Here is an 18,706-nt window from a genome sequence, read left to right on the forward strand (position 1 = left end):
TAGTTGGCTTATGAAACGATTTAAAAGAAATATACGGCAAGGATGTATGCTTCTAAGCGTATTTTGCTTGATGGGGGTTACAGCCTGTTTAGGTGAAGAGGGACGTGATATGCAGCCTGTCAAGCCTGTCGCTTTCACGCTGAACTATACCATCCCCGATGCTGATGATCCGGAAACAAGGGCATCCGATACAGGAGGGAAAATACCTGTGGCCCGTCCGGAGGAAAGTGTGATAAATGATGTAAAGCTCTTATTTTTCATTTACGATGAACATGGCAACGGGTTGTATGCCGGTTCCTTGCAGGGAACCGTCGATGGCAATCATCTGGCTAAGACAGGGAAAATATCGGTGATTATACCGGAAAGCGGAAGCATCGACAATCATACGGATTATAATGTATTGGTGCTTGCCAATGCTTCTGCTTATTTTCCCGGAATGGATTTTGATACATATTGTTCCGGACAGACTGAAAATGCAGTGCGGGTGCAACTCCGGGGAGATATGCCGTTGCAGTCAATAACGGACAGAACATATACCGTTACGGATAACAGTTTACTTATGAGCGGAACAACATTTAAGGAAGCAGGGAAGGATATGAGTGTACAGCTACTGCGTGCCGCCGTACGCATAGATGTCCGGGTGGCTGAGGATAAAAGGGGGACGGTTCTCTTGAAATCGGCTATGCTTCGTAATGTTTCATCGGTAATACCTGTATTTAATGATCCGCAGGATATGGCTTTCCTGCCGTTGACCTATGCAAATGAAAAAAATGCACCGGAGCAATTCAGTATCATAGGCGGTTTGTATGCCACTGAGGTGTTGCGTACCCTTCATACTCCCTATCTGCTACAGACACAGGCGGTATGTCTGCTGCTGCAATGTGAAAAGTCTCCTTATAAGGGATGGTATCGGGTGAATATTAATATCGATAAAAATGATGTGCAGTATTTACGACGTAACAATGCTTATACGGTGGTTATTAAAGATGTTTTGAGTCAGGGGGCTGACACTCCCGATGAGGCATACGGAGCGGGTAGTTTTGGTATAAGAACGGTTACTGTCCCTACCGATTGGAAAGTTCCCGATGGGATAGTAACTCCACCGGATGTAGAAGTGAATTGAATGATTTCATAAAAAGATAATGAGAACGATGATAATAAGGAAGTGTAAAATAGATTGTTTTCAGAAGTCCTGCATTCTTCTGTGTGTTGCGCTCTTCTCCTGTTCGCAGTATGACTGCGCTGTTCCGGATGACGGAAGGACAGGAGAAGGAGAGCGCACTTCTTTATGCATAGGAGGAGTTTCAACAGGGCGGTTAGAGGTACTTACGCGTTCGGCTGCTGAGCTTACTACAGCAACCGACGCTATCGGGATTTTTCAGAAAAAAGATATCGCGAATGGCTACGAAGCCATTCATAACAGAAAATATACATATGGAACTCCATACTGGAAGACGGATGGGGAAGAACTGGTGTTGATCGATGGGCCGGCGGAACTGACGGCTTACTATCCTTATAAAGAGGATCGGACAAGTAGTGTGGTGATGAACAGTGAGCTCTATGCGGCTTCAAAAGAAATCTATTATTGCCCTTTTAAGGCTTCGAATACAACAGGTGCCGTAACGCTGAATTTACGCAGAGCCTATTCGCTCCTGAGATTCAATTTTATCAGGGGAGTAACGGATGTGGCTCTGAATAAAGGAGAGTATACCGGGAACGGTGAGATCAGCTCATTTACATTTTCTGCGGCTTTACGGATCACCGGAACACTGGATCTGTTTACAGGGATCGTTGAAGGAGGAGTGCAGGGGGTGATGTTCAGCTATACCGTTCCGATAACTATCGGAACCGTTGCAGCTCCTGCCGTCCTGGATTATATGGTAGTGCCTGCTGACTTCACCGGGGATCTTTCTTTTACACTAATGGTAGATGGAAAGGAGATGAAAGGTAAGATTGGCGCTGCCGAGCTTTGTGGTACGAACAAGAAAATGGTGGAAGGGACAAAGTATGAGATAGATGTCATTATTCGTCCCACTGAAGTAGAGATAGGAACTGTGGATGTGGAGGAATGGATAGAAGAGGCAGTCAGAGACTCCGGTGATCCGTTTGTGCCGCAATAAAGAGACAGAAAGGAATAAATATGTTTTTAAGAAAGCAGAGAAAGATGAAACACATTCTGGCAAATATGATGATGGCAATAGTATTGATTGCTTGTAGCAACGGAGGGATGGATCCGGTGGATAACGGCGGGGAGGACGAGTATGTTCCTGTCAGAGTGGAAACCGTTGAGGATAATGGCGTTGAAACACGTGCGGTTGCTTTGTCAAATGCCAGTATAGGAATATTTCGCACGGCACCTTACACTGCTACGTTTCCGCAACAATATGATGTACAGTGTACTCACGACGGAACCGGATGGAGTTTGGCAGATAAACTATATGTTGGCGGTACGGACGCCTCTTTGCATGTCTATTATCCGTATGGTAAGGTCACTTTTAATGGTGATAATAGTACGGTTACTGCTTTGACAGTGAAAGATAATACGGCGGATAATGATTTTTGTTATGCCGATGCTCCTTTAGCGGCAGTCAATAACCGCAATCCGGTTGCTTCCTTTTTGCTGAAGCATGCTTATGCCGGTGTGAAGTTCAGCATTGCTTGTCATTCGACTTATCCGTTGAAGTGCAAGTTAACCAAGATTGTGATGAAACCCGCAACGAGCGGAAAGACGTTTTATGTGGAACGTAGCATGGATATCAGTAAATCCGCTGCGGATGCGGGACAGTTGGGAGGGAGCACAGCTTCCGGTTGGACGCTGGATACATCTGCGCTTGCTATGGGGACAGTAGGGATAGCTCAAGGGAGTACGGATGTAAGTATCAGCAAATTGTTTCCTCCACAGGATTTTGAGGACAATACCCAACTGATATTGACAATTGATGGAAGTGAATATTCGGTAACGATTCCGTACGAGACTTTGAAAGCTCTGAAAGCCGGGTATTTATCTACCATTTTCCTGGAGGTCAAGGGTACGGGAGTAGATATTTCGGGAGTGAAAGTATACCCATGGGATACCTCTGTTGTACCCGGTGGTGATAACGATGCGACTTTAGATTAATAACTGATTGTAACAGAAAGGATAGTAATGAAAACCAAGTCTGATATGAAACCAATTATAATAGCCACTTTATCGCTGATTTTACTGGCGGGCTGTGGTAATGATGATTTTCCGGTAGAAGAACAAAAAGTTCCTTTAGAGATTGCTTCTGCATTTGTAACAGGTGACGTGCAGACACGTGCCGTCACGCCACAATTACTTACATCAGGTTCGATCGGAGTTTTTCTGGAAGGCGAATCCGGAACCAGTTATGTAAAAAAAGACAATATACAGTATGACTATAACTCCGGCTGGAAACCCAACACGGAAACAATTTATCTGGGTGGAGAGAATGCCAATGTGTGTGCTTATAAGAAAACAACGAAATTAGATTTGGCAACTAAAGAAGCTGTTTCTTTGACTTCTCAGATTTTTGACGCCGAACTTGATTTGGTATATGCAGGTAAGAAAACAGTGAATGGTACTTCTGCCGCTAAGAGCGTTGAGTTTATCATGGGACATGCTTATTCGCAAATCGAATTTGTCTTTAGCCGGGAGAATTATCCTAATACATGCAGAGTAACTAAAATAGCCATAAAGAACGCGAATATAATTGAGAATGCTACGCTGAACCTGGCAACAGCGGTTTATACATCGACTAAAATCAATGCTGCGTTCAGTTATTGGACAAATGTGGCAAAGCAGGCAGATGGCATTGTGGTTCCTGAATCGGGGACTATAAAAAGTAATGTACTGATGATTCCCTGTACATTGGCCAACAATGGAGATACAGGAGTGACACTGGAGTTGACGGTGGACGGTCAACTGATGACAGTTCCGGTTGCGTATACTAAATTGGGCGCATTAACCAAAGGCATTATTCATCAGATCAGCCTGAAACTGAAAGGTACTGCACTTGAACTGAGTGTGAAAGATACTCCGTGGGATAATCAACCGGTAGATGGTGAATATAATCCGGAACCATAAAAAGGAAGGATGAATCATGAAACGACTTTATACGCATAATCCGGATTCTCACTTGGCAAGACGCTTGTGGCTGATGTGGCTTTTAATAGTAGGCTGGAGCTCTTGTTCACAAGTAGAGGTTGCAGACTCTGTAGGGGGTGAGAACGGAGAGATACCTCTTGAAATCCGGGCTACAACCGGTGCAGAGGTCGACACTCGTGCTGTTACTGCTGTAGAAATGACTGAAGGAACATTAGGAATTTTCCGTTTACCCGAGACGGATTATACGGCATTGGAAAATATTCGTTATAACCGTGTTGCGGGAGAAAACTGGAAGCCGGCTTCTACTGTGATATATGTCGGTGCCACTTACGTCAGGCTATGTGCTTATGCTCCCTATAACTCTGTAGAGTTTAAAAATAGTTCGTTGAAAACAGAAGCCAGCCTGACAATGCAGACTTATGCGGCGGAGAAAGATATGCGTTTTGCTGTCAGTGGGGGAGATGAAGTCTGGAAAAAGACTCCTACTGCGAATTTTGAATTGAAGCGTGCGTATGCCCGTTTGGTATTGTCTGTGGTACGGGATGCCACGTATCCGAACACGTGTAAGATAACGAAAGCAAAAATAAAGGCTTCTGCCGGAAATATAATCACAGCCAATACGGTTGACATCAGTACCGGAACCGAAGGAAGCGGAACACAAACACCTCAATATATTCACACTGTGACGACCGGTTTAAAAGACGGATTTGCAATAGGGGTTACAGATGATACGAGTTTTGACTGGCTGCTGCCCCAACAAACTTTTTCCGAAGGCGTAGTCTTGACACTTACGGTGGATGGCATGGATTATTCCGTCACTATTCCGGTCGATAAACTGAGCACATTTGTAAGAGGTACTAAATATACTGTGTCATTGGTTGTCAAAGGTGGAAAGTTAACTTTGCTGAGTAACAAAATCTTGATTGACAGGGATTGGACAGAGGTGCAGACAGGAACCGGAGGCGGTGGCGGTGATTATGATACCAGTTTTAATTAGAATATGAAGATTATGAAACGTTTATTATTGATCCTGGTGGGAGGTATTTTATTGAGTAGCTGTTCTGATGACAGTGAGATGGATGACGGGAGATGGAAAGCATCTGCACTTCGAGTACCGCTCGAGGTATCTTCGGCAGTCATTAAGCAGGAGGTAGTTACACGTTTAGCTCCCGATCCGGTAGCTCTGACGAAGGGGGCCATAGGGATTTTTCTGTCGGGCACAGAACCTGAAAGCGGATATAAAGTTATTGACAACCGTAAATACGTTTACAGCGAAGGTCATTGGGGACCTCCGACGGCTAATGATACAATTTATTTAGTGGGTAACGATGCTGATGTCTGCGCTTACTACCCTTATAAAGATTCGTATGCGGATAAGACGGTCATTCCATTACAATCACAGGATTATGTGGATACTGAAGATATCTATTATGCATTGAATACAATGATAAATGGTTTTACTCCTGCGATTACTTTTGATATGGTGCATGCTTATTCTTTGGTGGAGCTAAAGATCAGTCGTGAGAACTACTTCATGCCTTGTAAAATTAGTAAAATAACCTTGATGAATTCTGCTTTAATAAAAAAAGGCACTATTAACATTGCCGTTGACGGAAGCATACAGGCTTCGGAAACAGGGAATTATGATTTGACAACAGTAACTGCAGCTTCACCTCATACATTGCTTGCTGACGAATCTTATGTACGCCGTGTACTGATGATTCCGGTTCTGCTTGGAATAGACCGGGAAGATGCGGAAGGAGGACAATTCGGGCTGTCTGTCAGCCTTGTGGTAGATGGACAACAGATGCTCGTGGAGATCCCGTATTCCGAACTTGGAGAGTTCAGGCAGGGAGAGAAGTATGTTATCGGATTAAAGATCAAAGGAACAGAAATCGTGCCTACCGTCAAAGCATTGGAATGGGAAGATGATAAGGTCAATGGCGGGGATAAATATCCTGTTGAATAAAATCATATTTAAAACTGAGCTACAATGAAAGGAGTACTATACATAAGTTTTTTAGTTTGCATGTTACTGGGGTGCAGCGATGGTGATAGCTTACCGGATTGGAAAAAAGACAAAACAGCCCGTACTGAGTTGGAGATTGCGTCTGCTTCCATTGTGGAAGGCAATCTACAGACCCGTGCCAATGCAGCTTTTACGCCCGGAAGTTCCATTGCTTTGTTTTGTCATGGGCAGGCTGCCGAAACGAGTTATACGCCTGTGAATAACAGAAAATATACGCTAAATGCCGGTGAGAGTCAATGGACAGCCGAGTCGGAGGCGAGTACCATTTATTTAGGTAGCGAGAAGGCGGATGTGTGCGGGTATTATCCCTATACGGAAGAAACAGTGGATAAGCTTTATAAGGACCGTACTAAAATTCCTATGGAGACACAAAACTATGACGTTTTAAAAGAACTGTATTATGTGACTAACCAGGTAGTTGATGCTAAGGAATATTTTGTAAATATGCGTTTTAAGCATGCTTATTCACGTTTAGTATTGAATATAGGGGTCGAAGATGCTTATCCGGCTACATGTAGTATTAATTCGGTGGCTTTGGCAAACGACTCATTGTTTCGAAAAGCGGTGATAGATATTACGAGTGGTACTGTTGGCATCCATCCGGATGATACGGAGAAACAATTCAGGGGTGGATATAACATTACAAAAGACCTTCCTTATGTTTTAGACAGTCCTACTAAAAAATACCAGGCTGATCTGCTTATGATTCCTACAAAATTATTGCCTGACCCTTTTGAACCGACTAAAGGGCTTAGCATTATAGTGAATGTAAGCGGATTTCCGGCAACGGTGATCATTCCGATAGACGATCTCTCTGATTTCGAGAGTGGTAAAAAATACGTTGTCTCTTTGAAATTGAGAGGGATTGCAATTAAATCGGTGACCGTAACCACTACTGACTGGGATGAGAAAATACTGAATGAAGGTATAGATTACGAACCGCTTCCCCGACGACCTTAATGATTATACAAAAATGAACAGCATGATTATGAAACTCAATATGAATATAAATACTTCTGTGGCTGCCATATATGCAATGATGTTATTATTGGTTGCCTGTTCGCAGGAAAGAACTTTATTTCCGACAGAAAAAACGGACAGTGTGCCTTTAAGCGTATTCACTTCGTTCAAGGCGGATGTGACTACAAGAGCTACCGCTCAACCCTTGCCTGAAGGGAGCAGTATCGGAGTTTTTTTGATAGCGGATGCTAACTATGTTATCCCTCAGAGTAATGTGAAATACACTTATCAGCCTGATGACGAATGGACGTCAGAGACCCCTGTTTGGGTGGGCGGGGCAAGAGCCGGTCTGTGTGCTTATTATCCATATGGTAGAGTTACTTTTTCCGCAGTTACACAGACCACATTAAAAAACCAAGCTTACACGGAGGAGGCGGATTGGTGGTATGCCAAAGACAATGCGACTCTCACAGTCAATAATCTGTCACCACAGATAGAATTTTTATTAGAGAAACCTTATTCTCAGCTCTCTTTGGAGATGATTCGTAACGGAAGGTATCCGTTGCAGTGTAAAATAACCAATGTACGTATAGAATTGGATAACGGAGACCCGATGGTTGACACCGGGACGTTCGATATAAAAGACGGGAGCCTGCAAAACACAACGGATGTTACTTCTTATTCATATCCAACCTCCGGACCTATGCATGACACGGGATTGGGGGTAGGAGAAGCGGCGAGAGATACCACTTGTAACTATCTGTTTGTTCCGCAGGTTCTTGCGTCCGGGTTGAAACTGACTTTGACCATCGATGAACGTGAGTTCAGTGTGATTGTGCCACAGGCGGATCTTGCCGAACTGGTAGCAGGAAAGCGCCACGTAGTCCGGTTGGATATCAGAGGGGGAATACCGATTAATATAGTGGAGGTTACCACGACAGAGTGGCAATCAACAGAATTTGACGGTGGTGATGCCACTACTATTAAAGATACAACAGAGATCATTATTGATGGTGGTAAAGTGGGAACAGAAGATTGGGCGTCGGATCCTATAGAAAATGGATCAGGAGCACTGTAATTTAATATTAAACGTATGAAGACAAACCTATTATTTTTTATTTGCATCCTATTTGCATTAGTCTCTTGTGAACAAGAAGACAAGGTGTCCGGAGAGAAGGCACTGGCTGTAGTGTCCGCTTCTTCCGACGATAGGCCCTCAACACGCGGAATTATAAACGATGATACATACGCTTTAGGGGTTTTTCGGACCACTGCCGGTACTTATACGCCTTTATTCAATGTGAAGCATATTTATTCAGGAGGAGAGTGGGGATCTGATGATGTAATCAAGGTAGATTATCGGAATGCTTCTTTTTTTGCCTATTATCCTTATCATACAGCGACCGGAAATTATGCCGGACTGGCAGGTGGCACTACCTTGACCCTGCAAGCACAGTTGTTCAATGCCGGAGAGGACATTTGCTATGGAGCAGGTGGAGCCTTGGGTGGAGGTCCGGTTAGTGTATACAATCCGTTTGTTGAGTTTCTGGATATGAAACACGCGTATACCCGGTTGAGGTTGACACTGACCCGCGGGGAAAAATTTGATAAGACTAAGAAATGTAATATACAGAATATTACTTTCAAATCGAATAATGCCAATTTTTACCTGACACGTAGCCTCGATATTGCTTCAACTGCCGGAGCTACCGGAGGAAGCGCTGTGACTACCGGGTATGTTCATAATCCTAACGTTAATATTGCCGCCGGTAAAAGCGTGACATACGAGTATATGTTTCCTCCGCAACCACTTGCCGGTAGTAAATTGACTATTCTTGTCACTGTCGACGGGGTGACTCGGAGTTGTGACATTTCAACGTTAGGCAGTTCTTTGGATTCGGGGAAATATTATGGAGTATCGCTGACATTTACGGATGTGGGAATCATCCTGTCATCGGCGGCTGTTACTGTCAATGATTTTGGCGGACAAGGAAATACTCCGATAGATACGGAATTATAACATAAACGGAGAATAAAGATGATACAACTGAAAGATAAACTAAAAGTAAATGGCGGAATGAGACGGTACATGGAAATGGTTTGTTTGAGCCTGTCGTTTTCTCTTTTCGTAATGGGTTGCAGTCAGGAAAGCGATACGTTTTATCCATCGATTCCGGATGAAGAACAGCCCGCTGTGGATGAAAGCCGGATGGTTCCGATACAATTGAGTGTGGACGGGGTTGATCGATTTTACGGAGGGGCAGTGACGCGTTCTGGAGAAACTGTTGCTCGTTTAGTGCAGCCTTTGGATTCTACTTATGATACCGGATATGATGTGGAGACAACAGTGGAGTCGGTTCCATTGGAGAATAGTGTGTCGACCCGTGCCAACTTGGGTAATGTACAGTTTCGTGTAGTGGCTTACAGAACAAATGCTTCGTCTGCCGCTAATTATGCGGGGACAGCTGTTTACAAGACAAATGGTTCGGGAGTCGCGGCTATTGTAGCCAAGACAGCTACTCCTGTCAATAGTGCCGGACAATGGATATTGGGGCCGGGCACATATACTTTTGTGTGCTATTCTTATGGAGTGAATAGTACACCGGCAATGCTGTCCGGTAATTGGTCCGCAACCGTTTCGCACAATCAGGATTTTATGCTTTGCCGGAAAGAAGGAGTTGTAGTAGCTCCCGATGATAGGGGAGAGTTTACATTGGGAGGAATCAGCTTTACACGTCAGTGCGCTCTACTCCAACTGGCTGTCACGGCCAATGATTTTTCTAATAATACGGTTCAACAATGTGCAGCCACTGTATCCAACTTGAATAGCAATAACATAACCTGGAATGCCGGTCAGGCAGCCCTTTCAACAGGCGGCACAGGAGGAGCTGTAAACTTTTCCTGGAGCAGCTTGAATGCGGCTACGGTTCATAGTAATGTATATAAGGTGCTCCCTCAGAGCAGCCGTACATTAACCATTAAGTTCACGACTTTGCGAATTGGTAATGTACAATACAACAACCGAGTGACGGTTAATGTCACCGGACGTCAATTTGTGGCAGGAGGTAATTATAAGATAACTGTTAAGATAACCGGAAACGGTATTACTGTGGGAGGAGCTACGTGGGCGAAAGGGAACGTTTACAGGAGTGGGAGTAATTTTTATTTAGAGTCTTCACAAAGTGGTTATCACAGTGGTACAGAAGGTGGATCTTTTTTCGGCTGGAATACTCTCTCTTCCAGTAATAATACGTATGGAGGAAGCTCTTTTTCCTCCAACAATGATCCTTGCTATCAGGTTCTTCCCCAAGGAACATGGTGTACTCCGACTGCCAACCAGTTACAGAATCTGGGAAATAGTGGCTATAGGTCTGGAAATATGAATGGTAAGAGGGGAGGATTTTTTGGCGGTGATAAAGTTTTTCTGCCTGCAATGGGAAACAGAGGTAAAAATAATGTAAACTATTGGCGTGAAACGGGGTATTACAGAAGCAGTACGGGCGCCAGTAATAAGCGTTGCTATTATCTGGAGTTTAATCAGAGTTATGCTGTTAAAAATAACTATTATTGGTATTGGGATGCATTCCCGATAAGATGCGTCAAAAGATGAAAATTTTGAAAATGGTGAAGTGTAATGTCGTAAAAAATGAATAATGAATAATTTAAATGATCTGATCAGGATTTGGTGTCTGCTACTGGTTTTGGTCGCCTGCAGCCAGGATGACAATATGGATGGTATACCCGATGATGCCACCGTACCTTGCACTGTCAATAGCGTGAGTGTAATCGAGCCGCATAAGGTCAATACTCGTGCCGCACTTAATGACGGAGAATCTATCGGGGTCTTTTTGACTGACGATGTGGCGGCGAATGGAGCTGGTAGTACCCGAAAATATTCGGACAGGAATAACTGTAAATATACCAAGGTGACAGGAAAGTGGACGCCGATTGATGATGAAAACACTGTGTCACTGGCCGAAGGAGTTTATGCAAACCTTTGGGCAATCTATCCTTATCATGCCGATAAGGAAAACGGATTGGATTATACGGATCGGACAGCCATTCCTCTAAAGTCAAAACTGTATTCGGCTGAGAAAGATTTGTGCTATGGGCCGGGAACCGGAATAGCCGATGAGACCAGTTTTACTCAGCCTGTAAAAAGTAAAACTCCTGTAGATATTTCTTTTTTAAATATGGAGCATGCTTATAGCTGGGTCGTTTTTCAGGTCAACAGACATAAGTATACCAAAGATGCTAAGCTGTCAAAAATAAAGGTATCCAATGTGTTGACATACACTACTCTGGATATTACAAACGGAACTTATGCCGCCTCTGAAGCCACTCCGGAGCCGGGAATCGCAGAGAAAGTGGACGAAACGATTCCGGAACTGGAAACTGATTATGTAGAGGTGGGCTTCCTTATCGCGCCTTGCACATTAGGATCGATCGGAACCATTCTGGGAGTAGCTGACTGTGGCATGAAAGTAGACCTTACAGTAGATGGTGATGTATATACATTGGGGATTCCGCTTACTAAATTGTCTCAATTGGAAGCCGGGAAAAAATATTTGATTGAGATTACCGTACAGGGGGCGCATGGAATCGTCATTGGGGCGAATGGAGTTTCTACTGTTGACTGGCCTACGCCCCAAGAGGCTTCGGGAGACTTGATAGGTGAGGCTACTATACATACAAATTCTGTTTTAAACTGTTTTTGGTCATGAAAATTAATAATATGTTTTTTATTGCCATGTGCGGATTGTTTATATCATGCGGGGCAGAGATTACAACGGATACTTCATCCGAAGTATTATCCGACAGGCAGATTCCTATAGGAATATCGACAGTTGCTGTTCCTGAATACGGTGCGGAGACTACGCGTGGGCTGATTGCTAACGCCACTTATCGATTGGGACTGTTTCGTACCGGTGACAAAGGTTACCCTCCTCAGTATGATGCGCCTTATACGTATACAGCAACCGGATGGACGGCTTCTACAGAAGTGAAGGTGGATCATCGCGGGGTGAGTTTGTATGCTTATTATCCTTATCAATCCGTTTCCTTTGTAGACAATACGACAACAGCCGTCCTGAATGCGCAACTTTACAGTGCGGACAAAGATATGTGCTATGGGAAGGGGCTACCTGTGGGGAGTGCAAGCATGATTAATAATGATGCTCCGGAAGTGGAGTTTACAGCTATGAAACACGCTTATGCCCGGCTCAAACTGACATTGCTGCGTGGAACGAATTATGATAAGAGTAAGGCATGTAATATAAAGAATATTACTTTAAAATCTAATAATACCGATTTTTATCCGCAACGTCATTTGGATATCACCACGGCAGCCGGTGCAACCGAAGGAACTGCCGTGACAACAGGTTATGTTTATAATCCGAATGTGAGTATAGCGATTGGGGGGCAATCGAGCTATGACTTCTTGTTGCCTCCGCAGCCACTTGCCGGCAATACATTAACAGTTCTTGTGACGGTGGACGACGAAGTGCGTTTTTTGAATATTGCGGGATTGGGCAGTTCGTTGGATGCCGGGTCGTACTACAATGTATCTCTGACGATTACAGATATACAGATGGTACTTACGGATGCTTTGACAGTGAATGATTACGGGACTCAAGGGAATACTAATTTTGATTATAAATATGAGATGCACAATTGACAGGACGCAAACGGGAATACTTAAAAGTATGATTCGCCTAATGGCTTGTTCATGTTCTTTGTTCTTGATTTTGCTTACAGTGACAGGGTGTGACAGGGAGGAAGATGAAAGATTTCCTTCGGGACATCATGATCCGATAGAAGGAGATGGGGAGATGGTGCCTATCAACGTAAAAGTGGATGGGGTAGATGAGTTTCTGGGTGGTGCGGTTACCCGTTCCGGAGAGATTTTGACAAAGATAGTGCAGCCTTTGGACAGTACTTATGATTCGGGCTATGATGTAGAAACGACAATTGAATCTTTACTTCCCGTTAATCCGGTACAGACGCGTGGCAATATGGCCAATATGCAGTTTCGGGTTGTAGCCTATAAAAACAATTCCATAACGGCTGCTAATTATGCGGGTACAGCGGTTTATAGTATCAATGCTTCCGGTATTGCCTCGATTGTAGCGAATACAGCCACTCCCGCAGCTGTTTCCGGACAGTGGGTGTTAAGGCCCGGGACGTATGCGTTTGTCTTCTATTCATACGGAACCAATTCTGCTCCGGCTGCTTTGTCCGGTAATTGGTCGACGACAGTGACGCATAACCAGGATTTTATGTTGTGTCAGAAGACCGGGGTAGATGTAAAGGCCGATGCAAGCGGGCAATGCCTGTTGAGCGGCATTAGTTTTTCAAGGCAGTGTGCCCAACTTCAGTTGTGTGTAGTGGCTAAAGAGTTTAATAATAATACGGTTCAGCAGTGTGCGGCAACTATCTCGGGACTTAGCAACAGCCCTGTGACCTGGAATGCGAGCCAGACAACTCTTCCTGTAACGGGGACAAGCGGGACATTGAACGTGGCATGGACTAATCCGAATGCTACCACGGTGAATAGTAATGTGTATAAGGTACTTCCTCAAACCAGCCGTACGCTTACGATTAAGTTTACTACTTTAAAAATCGGTAACGGACAAATGAATAACGCTATTACGGTTAGTGCTACAAACCGTATATTCAGTGCAGCCGGTAATTATAAGATAACGGTTAGCATTGTGCCAAATTATATTTCAGTGAGGAGCTATAAATGGGCAAGGGGAAATCTTTATAAAAGCGGATCTAATTTTTACTTTGAGGCTGCTCAGTCAAATTATCATGGTGGTGCGACAGAAGGAGGATTCATCGGATGGAATACTCTTGATATCGGTGTAGGTAAATATAATAGTGGGAATTACTCTACGGCCAATGACCCCTGTTATCAAGTAGTCCCTCCCGGTACTTGGGAAACACCTTCTGATGGACAACTACAAGATCTGATTAATGCGGGAGTTACCTATAGCGGCTCTCCTAAAGGTTTTTGGTTCGGAGGGAACAATGGGGTATTCCTGCTTGCTTTGGGAAGCCGGGATCAGTCCTCTACTACAATAAACAATACTATATCGAAAAACGGAGCTTGGGCTTTTTATTGGTCCCGGACTCCTTCCGGAAAAACAGCCAAAGGGCTTAATGCTATGCAAGGTAATAATAGTGCCGGTATAGACAACAGTTGGGCGCGGCCTGATGGCAGAACGATAAGATGTGTTAAACGATAAATGGTATATTCTATGAAACAGGTATTAGAATGTTGTTTGCTTTCATTAAGTCTATTCCTCTTTTTCTCTTGCGGGAAGGAGGAAGAAGGACCTATCCCAACCGATAGACAAGTGCCTATCGGGGTTATGGAAGCTTCTTTGAGTACGAGAGTGTCCACACGCGGAGTCATCAATACTGATATTTATAAATTGGGTATTTTCCGTACGGACGCTCAGGGATATCCACCTCAGTATGATGCTCCCTATAGTTACGACGGTGTAGCCGGTTGGACGGCTACTACAGAAATACTGGTGGATCACCGTTCGGCGAGCCTGTACGCATATTATCCTTATCAGTCTGTATCATTTGCCGATAACACTACGAAGGCGATTTTGGTTGCCCGGATTTATGATGCAGCTAAAGATATGTGTTACGGTAGCGCTACGTCTGCAGATGGATCAGGCATGATAAATAATGATCATAAAGGAGTGCGATTTATTGATATGAAACATGCGTATGCCCGATTGAAACTTACATTTGTCCGGGGGACGAATGTGATGTCAGGCCGTAAATGCAAAATTGAAAACATAGTGTTGAAGAATAATTCAACCAATTTTTATCTTCAGCGGCAAGTCGATATAACTACCGGCACGATTACCGAAGGGACCCCTGCGGCGGAGGGATATGTACACAATCCGAATGTAGAAATTGCATCCGGGAACCAAGTTTATGAATATTTACTTCCTCCGCAATCTTTGACTGATAATAAATTGACCATTTCGGTAACGGTAGATGGTGAAGTCCGTACGGTCACGGTTACTGCGTTTGGCGGTACATTGAATGCAGGAGGATACTATCATGTTACATTGACAATCAATGATGTGCAGATTGTTCCGAGTGCGGGTGTAACCGACAACGGGTATACGTCGGGGGATGATCCGAAGAATCCCATTCAGAATAATACTCCAAGTGTGGTTTAAAATGACTGATAATAAATGATAGGAGAGGCTCGCTAAGTGTGAGGTTTATACGGGCTATCCACACCTTTTAATAAATTGATTTTAGATAGATAAAATGAAAAGAGAATTGAGCATGGTCTTGTGTCTGCTGTTGCTTCCGGGCATGGCAGGAGCGGGGACCGGTGCCGACTCGCCGGAAAAAAAAGCGGCGTCGGCAGTGAACAACAAACGAAACGTACGACAGAAAATAACCCCGGTGGGTACTCGAAAGTCTACCTCGGTACGCCCTTTGTCCGTATGCGAGGTGAAAGTTGACCTGCCTACGGACAGCATGCTGCTCTCGTGGGTAGGCTTTTTGTCGCCTTCGGCTACGGAGGCACCGAAGGTTGAGGAGGTGCGGCAGACTGTGAGTGGCAGCATCGTGCTGGATTACAGTCGTGGGCAGAAGACGAAGTATGATGAGCGTAACTTTGTAGAAGCTGTTTACAAACTTTTGGCTGTGACACGTCCGCTTAGAGAAACACCGGGTGTGAGTCTGGAAGGTATTCGTTTGACAGGTTATACGGCTCCGGACGGTGACTATCGGGCGAACGAACGTCTGGGTTTACAACGAGCACTGGCATTGAAAGATTATATTCGGCGGGAGAAAAGCTTCGGCACAGTGCCTTTTGAGGTGAACTGGATAGCGGAGGATTGGAAAGGATTGACCGATCTGATAGTTGGGTCGGAGATGGCATTCAAAGAGTCCGTACTCGATATTATCCGTACAGTGGATGTGGTGGATGGTCGTGAACGAATGCTGATGGATTTGGCCGGTGGGACTGCCTACCACTATTTGTCGTCGGCTTTTTTCGGGAGGTTACGTCGCATTGAGTACGAGGTAACCTACGTGGACGGAAGCTTCGCGACACAGCCATCGACAGGCATGACAGAAGGGGTGTCGGTTGTTACTTCGGGCAAACCGGAAGCATTCTCGGTGGCGGACTTCTGCCGCTTGGCAGAAGCACATGCCGTAGGTTCGGCTGAATTCAATGACTTGATGGACTTGGCGGGGCGTCTTTATCCGGATAGTCCGGTGGCATGCATCAACGCTGCCGGAGTAGCCTTGTTGCGCCGCGATACGGAGCGTGCCCGGAAATATCTGCAACGCTTTGCCACCCTGCCTGAAGCCGGGTGTAACATGGGTATTCTTTGCCTGCTTGAAGGTGACCGGGGAAAGGCGGAAGTTTACTTGAGCCTGGCACAGGCAGGAGGAAGCGTGCCGGCAGGGAGGGCACTGCGCTTCGTGCAAAGTAAGTAAAGGCTCACCACAGAATACGCAGATTCACACGGAGTCGTTTTTTCTCTCCGTGTGGTTGCATTTAGTAAAGTATGAATGAAGAATCTGTGAAAATCTGTGTAATCTGTAGTGAAAAGAAAAATGGAAAACACAAACTGACGAAAGTTATGGATATAGCGGAAATAGCAACAATGGCATTTATCGCTTCGGGGATGACATACAACGCCGTGAAGTATTGGCGGGTAAACCGAAAGGTGCACATTGCCCGTGAGTGGCCGGTGAGTCTGATTCTGAAACGTATGGATTATTTGTCGGAAGAGTGCCGGAGAGCGGTCTTGTTGGTCTTTGACCGACGAGGATATTTGGTGCGCAAGTACCCTGAGGCGGATGTGCTGAAACGGAAAAAGAAATGGCGGCTGCGTTGCACTGTACAGGAGGGGATGTTGAACTTCTGTGTGCTATTCACCCCCCATGCGCTTTGCCTGAGCGGGATACATCATCGTGATGATGTGGATCGCCTGTTTGCCGGTCATACCGGCATCTGTATTGCCGAAACTGGATTACAGGAGATTGTTCATGGCGCGTCGTTGGAGTTGATAGCTGCCGGTACGGAAACAGACGAGGAAAATGAGAAGACCGATTCTGCCACATTGGATGCATTGCTTCCGGGAGAATTGGTTACGGACGCAATGGCAAAGGATCTTCCGGTAGAGTTGAAGGGGTGTAGCGAACAATGGTATACGGGAAGCGTGCATTATGCGAAAGGTGAACCGGATAACTGGCTTGGCGTGCGCCGTGAGGGGGACCGGCTGTTGATGCAGTTTCGTACCAACTTTTCTGCCGTGGAACGGGAGGCAACCATTGAGATAGGGAATGGCGAGGGAGTACACTTGCTCAAGGTGCGTCAGCAGGTGATGGGTATTCATCCCACGTTGACGGTCAGTCGTCGGCTCTATGTCAGTGCCGGGCGGAAGAACGAGGCTGTGACGCTAACCGTTATCCCTGACAATGAACAGGCATGTTGGTGCGTGAAGAGTGCTAACGCTAACGACGGTGGATGTTGGTATTCGGTCTATCCGCCTGTGGGCCTGCAACAGAAAGGGAGTCAGAACTTGAAAGTACATCTTGAAGCGAAACCAGCCAATGTGCGCTCGCGCTCGCTGGCTCTGACGTTGGAGACGGGTACATATCCTTTCAGCCAGACGACAGATCTGTTATTGATGCAGGGTGTCTGCTTTGATTATTATATAGAGTATCCGCCGGAAGATCCTTGTGCACGACATAGCGGAGTGATAGAGATGCCACCGGGTTACAGGGAGGAGGTGAGGACATACAGTGTGTGTGTGGACAGTAACCAGTCGTGGCGTATCGTGAGCGATGAGGCGGCGGCCTGGGTGGAGGTGAGCGAACCTGAACTGTTGCAGGGACATTATGACGGACGGTTCACGGTGAAGGTACATTCTAATGCAGGATACCGGGTACGTGGTGGATTTCCGGCAGCGCGTCACACGGTGCTCTCGTTGGTGAATGATACGGGTGTGGTACGCGATATCCTTATTTATCAAGGTGGATACGTACGTATCCGGGGTAAATATTGGCTGGACCGTAATCTGGCGGCAGGCGGGAAATTAGCACAGGTAGCCATCCCGCTGGGGTTGGAAGTGGGTACCACACTTAATCAGGGTACGTATTTTCAGTTTGGCTGTCCTACTGATCGATGGGAGGAGAATTTTACGCCCTGTCGCGGCAGTTGGTACGATGGCACGGCAGAGAGTCCTGCACGGATTAATGAGTTGGACCCTTCACCGGAGGGGTGGAGGCTACCATCGCGTATTGAAATGGAGGCATTGATGAACAGTCCCGCTGCTCCGATGGAGCTTCAACGGGAGGAGGACCGGACGAATATCTGCCTTCTGAGTGACGACGGAGTACCAGTATACCTGCCGCTGTGCGGACACCGGAGCCATATCAACGGCTGCCGGATTGTGGTTCCGCACGGTCATCGTTACTGGACGGGGAGTAGTCAAAGTCCGGTATATGGCTATTCGCTTTGCGTAGAACCCAGTCGACAGATGTATTTGATGCACGATATGAAGAAATATGGGTTTCCGGTAAGAAGCGTGATGAATGATGAACTATAAACG

The 18,706-nt window shown here is 45.5% G+C and carries 16 protein-coding genes; all 16 read left to right on the plus strand.

Features of this window, described 5'->3' with window-relative positions; all coding sequences use genetic code 11:
• Positions 1-10 precede the first annotated feature (10 nt).
• Positions 11-1,123, plus strand: coding sequence for a hypothetical protein (locus tag G7Y45_RS11005; protein WP_165015440.1), 1,113 nt, complete (start codon positions 11-13; stop codon positions 1,121-1,123).
• A gap of 28 nt (positions 1,124-1,151) precedes the next feature.
• Positions 1,152-2,120: a fimbrillin family protein gene (locus G7Y45_RS11010; protein ID WP_005808949.1), complete on the plus strand. Its 969-nt coding sequence runs from the start codon at positions 1,152-1,154 to the stop codon at positions 2,118-2,120.
• Positions 2,121-2,140: 20 nt separating this feature from the next.
• Positions 2,141-3,118, plus strand: coding sequence for a fimbrillin family protein (locus G7Y45_RS11015; protein ID WP_165015443.1), 978 nt, complete (start codon positions 2,141-2,143; stop codon positions 3,116-3,118).
• Positions 3,119-3,145: 27 nt separating this feature from the next.
• Complete coding sequence (locus tag G7Y45_RS11020) at positions 3,146-4,084, plus strand: fimbrillin family protein (protein ID WP_005808946.1); 939 nt, start codon at positions 3,146-3,148, stop codon at positions 4,082-4,084.
• A 16-nt stretch (positions 4,085-4,100) separates the two neighbouring features.
• Positions 4,101-5,102, plus strand: a complete 1,002-nt coding sequence (locus G7Y45_RS11025; RefSeq protein ID WP_165015446.1) for a fimbrillin family protein — start codon at positions 4,101-4,103, stop codon at positions 5,100-5,102.
• Between the two features lie 12 nt (positions 5,103-5,114).
• Positions 5,115-6,074: a fimbrillin family protein gene (locus tag G7Y45_RS11030; protein ID WP_175415580.1), complete on the plus strand. Its 960-nt coding sequence runs from the start codon at positions 5,115-5,117 to the stop codon at positions 6,072-6,074.
• A gap of 24 nt (positions 6,075-6,098) precedes the next feature.
• Entirely contained in the window at positions 6,099-7,094 is a 996-nt protein-coding gene (locus tag G7Y45_RS11035; RefSeq protein ID WP_165015449.1) for a fimbrillin family protein, read from the plus strand.
• Positions 7,095-7,116: 22 nt separating this feature from the next.
• On the plus strand, positions 7,117-8,172 hold the full coding sequence (locus G7Y45_RS11040; protein WP_165015513.1) for a fimbrillin family protein: 1,056 nt from the start codon (positions 7,117-7,119) through the stop codon (positions 8,170-8,172).
• A gap of 15 nt (positions 8,173-8,187) precedes the next feature.
• Positions 8,188-9,114 carry a fimbrillin family protein gene (locus G7Y45_RS11045; RefSeq protein ID WP_165015452.1) on the plus strand — a complete coding sequence of 309 codons (927 nt, stop codon included), beginning with the start codon at positions 8,188-8,190 and terminating at the stop codon, positions 9,112-9,114.
• A gap of 18 nt (positions 9,115-9,132) precedes the next feature.
• The gene (locus G7Y45_RS11050) at positions 9,133-10,704 is read left to right on the plus strand and encodes a hypothetical protein (protein ID WP_165015455.1); all 1,572 of its coding nucleotides are present in this window, start codon (positions 9,133-9,135) and stop codon (positions 10,702-10,704) included.
• Positions 10,705-10,747: 43 nt separating this feature from the next.
• Positions 10,748-11,818 (plus strand): fimbrillin family protein, encoded by a 1,071-nt coding sequence (locus G7Y45_RS11055; RefSeq protein ID WP_165015458.1) that lies wholly within the window; start codon positions 10,748-10,750, stop codon positions 11,816-11,818.
• Positions 11,815-12,771 carry a fimbrillin family protein gene (locus G7Y45_RS11060; RefSeq protein WP_165015461.1) on the plus strand — a complete coding sequence of 319 codons (957 nt, stop codon included), beginning with the start codon at positions 11,815-11,817 and terminating at the stop codon, positions 12,769-12,771. The genes G7Y45_RS11055 and G7Y45_RS11060 overlap by 4 nt, the downstream gene beginning before the upstream one ends.
• A 40-nt stretch (positions 12,772-12,811) precedes the next feature.
• Positions 12,812-14,344: a hypothetical protein gene (locus tag G7Y45_RS11065; RefSeq protein WP_165015516.1), complete on the plus strand. Its 1,533-nt coding sequence runs from the start codon at positions 12,812-12,814 to the stop codon at positions 14,342-14,344.
• 12 nt (positions 14,345-14,356) lie between these two features.
• Complete coding sequence (locus G7Y45_RS11070) at positions 14,357-15,304, plus strand: fimbrillin family protein (protein ID WP_014298671.1); 948 nt, start codon at positions 14,357-14,359, stop codon at positions 15,302-15,304.
• A 94-nt stretch (positions 15,305-15,398) separates the two neighbouring features.
• Positions 15,399-16,583: a hypothetical protein gene (locus tag G7Y45_RS11075; protein ID WP_165015464.1), complete on the plus strand. Its 1,185-nt coding sequence runs from the start codon at positions 15,399-15,401 to the stop codon at positions 16,581-16,583.
• Between the two features lie 146 nt (positions 16,584-16,729).
• Positions 16,730-18,703 (plus strand): BACON domain-containing protein, encoded by a 1,974-nt coding sequence (locus tag G7Y45_RS11080; protein ID WP_165015519.1) that lies wholly within the window; start codon positions 16,730-16,732, stop codon positions 18,701-18,703.
• The last annotated feature ends 3 nt before the right edge of the window (positions 18,704-18,706 follow it).

The sequence above is a fragment of the Bacteroides sp. ZJ-18 genome, assembly GCF_011038705.2.
Taxonomy (GTDB): Bacteria; Bacteroidota; Bacteroidia; order Bacteroidales; family Bacteroidaceae; genus Bacteroides; species Bacteroides hominis.

Excerpts from the sequence above, each read along its gene's own strand:
- G7Y45_RS11005 (WP_165015440.1), top strand. The coding sequence starts at position 11 with ATGAAACGATTTAAAAGAAATATACGGCAAGGATGTATGCTTCTAAGC.
- G7Y45_RS11010 (WP_005808949.1), top strand. The coding sequence starts at position 1,152 with ATGATAATAAGGAAGTGTAAAATAGATTGTTTTCAGAAGTCCTGCATT.
- G7Y45_RS11015 (WP_165015443.1), top strand. The coding sequence starts at position 2,141 with ATGTTTTTAAGAAAGCAGAGAAAGATGAAACACATTCTGGCAAATATG.
- G7Y45_RS11020 (WP_005808946.1), top strand. The coding sequence starts at position 3,146 with ATGAAAACCAAGTCTGATATGAAACCAATTATAATAGCCACTTTATCG.
- G7Y45_RS11025 (WP_165015446.1), top strand. The coding sequence starts at position 4,101 with ATGAAACGACTTTATACGCATAATCCGGATTCTCACTTGGCAAGACGC.
- G7Y45_RS11030 (WP_175415580.1), top strand. The coding sequence starts at position 5,115 with ATGAAACGTTTATTATTGATCCTGGTGGGAGGTATTTTATTGAGTAGC.
- G7Y45_RS11035 (WP_165015449.1), top strand. The coding sequence starts at position 6,099 with ATGAAAGGAGTACTATACATAAGTTTTTTAGTTTGCATGTTACTGGGG.
- G7Y45_RS11040 (WP_165015513.1), top strand. The coding sequence starts at position 7,117 with ATGATTATGAAACTCAATATGAATATAAATACTTCTGTGGCTGCCATA.
- G7Y45_RS11045 (WP_165015452.1), top strand. The coding sequence starts at position 8,188 with ATGAAGACAAACCTATTATTTTTTATTTGCATCCTATTTGCATTAGTC.
- G7Y45_RS11050 (WP_165015455.1), top strand. The coding sequence starts at position 9,133 with ATGATACAACTGAAAGATAAACTAAAAGTAAATGGCGGAATGAGACGG.
- G7Y45_RS11055 (WP_165015458.1), top strand. The coding sequence starts at position 10,748 with ATGAATAATTTAAATGATCTGATCAGGATTTGGTGTCTGCTACTGGTT.
- G7Y45_RS11060 (WP_165015461.1), top strand. The coding sequence starts at position 11,815 with ATGAAAATTAATAATATGTTTTTTATTGCCATGTGCGGATTGTTTATA.
- G7Y45_RS11065 (WP_165015516.1), top strand. The coding sequence starts at position 12,812 with ATGGCTTGTTCATGTTCTTTGTTCTTGATTTTGCTTACAGTGACAGGG.
- G7Y45_RS11070 (WP_014298671.1), top strand. The coding sequence starts at position 14,357 with ATGAAACAGGTATTAGAATGTTGTTTGCTTTCATTAAGTCTATTCCTC.
- G7Y45_RS11075 (WP_165015464.1), top strand. The coding sequence starts at position 15,399 with ATGAAAAGAGAATTGAGCATGGTCTTGTGTCTGCTGTTGCTTCCGGGC.
- G7Y45_RS11080 (WP_165015519.1), top strand. The coding sequence starts at position 16,730 with ATGGATATAGCGGAAATAGCAACAATGGCATTTATCGCTTCGGGGATG.